Below are 947 nucleotides of genomic sequence, written 5' to 3'. Positions count from 1 at the left end.
GTCCTGCAGTTCCACTTTGGCGCCGGGGGTGAAGTCCGGGCGGTTGCTTTTGCCGTTGGCCATGGATGCGTCGTTTCTAAGGGCATCCAGTTTGTTCTGGGTGAACGGCTGGCCGCTGGCGTCGGCTTTGTAGCGGCCGGGGTAGTCGTAGTGCTGGTAGTCTTCCCGGTGGTTCGCGTCGGCAGCGCTGTGTTCATGCATCAGGGCGTAGGCGGGGTTCTTGAAGGTGTAGTCCTTCATGGCCACGGAGGCGGCTTTGACCCGTTCTTCGTAGGCAAACTGGAACACGCAGGCCTGTTGGGTGCTGCCGCCGGCTTTGGTGTTACAGGTGACCGGGTCCAGTTTCGGGGCGTCGCCGTGGTGGTCGGCAAGAATCAGTGCCGGTTGTTCTTCGCCATCCACGCTGCCGTGCTGGTAGCGGTAGTGCCAGCCTTCTTCGGCGGCCAGGCGTTCCAGGAACTGCAGGTCGGTTTCCCGGTGCTGGACGCAGTATTCCCGTTCTTCCGGTGGGCGTTTGAAGTCGAAGATGGAATCCACAATGCCCCGCTCTTCGAGCAGGGTGCGCACGATGGCGTCGGTGGTCTGGGTCTGGAAGATGCGGCTGTTGTGCATCAGGCCCAGGCGCCACAGGGGCGGCTGGATGACCACTTCGTAGCGGGTGCGTCGGTGGCCGGTTTCGCCCCGCATAAATTCGTTCACCACGCCGGTGAACCGGCGCAGGGGCTGGCCATCCTGCCACACCACCAGGTCTACCGGCTGTTCCAGTACATCGGCGGCGGCCACATCCGGGTCGGTGCTGGCCAGTTGCAACCGGCCATGGAACAGATCAGACAGCCGTTCGGTCAGCGCGAAGCCGACAACGACAAAGTGGTCCGAGGGGAATTCGCCTACACGGGCGGTGAACTGCAATCCGCTTGCCTGGGGCATGACTTCGATCCCTGAAGATT

General features: G+C 62.6%; 1 protein-coding gene. It reads right to left on the bottom strand.

Annotation, left to right across the window (positions count from 1 at the left end; all coding sequences use genetic code 11):
* A partial coding sequence (gene tssI / locus Q674_RS34810; protein ID WP_031210275.1) for a type VI secretion system tip protein TssI/VgrG occupies positions 1 to 927 on the bottom strand: 927 nt, incomplete at its 3' end.
* Between the last annotated feature and the right edge of the window lie 20 nt (positions 928 to 947).

It is taken from the genome of Marinobacter sp. EVN1 (genome assembly GCF_000475375.1).
Classification (GTDB): domain Bacteria; phylum Pseudomonadota; class Gammaproteobacteria; order Pseudomonadales; family Oleiphilaceae; genus Marinobacter; species Marinobacter nauticus.
Note: the sequence above shows the minus strand (reverse complement) of the source record. Positions and strands in the feature narration are given on the sequence as shown.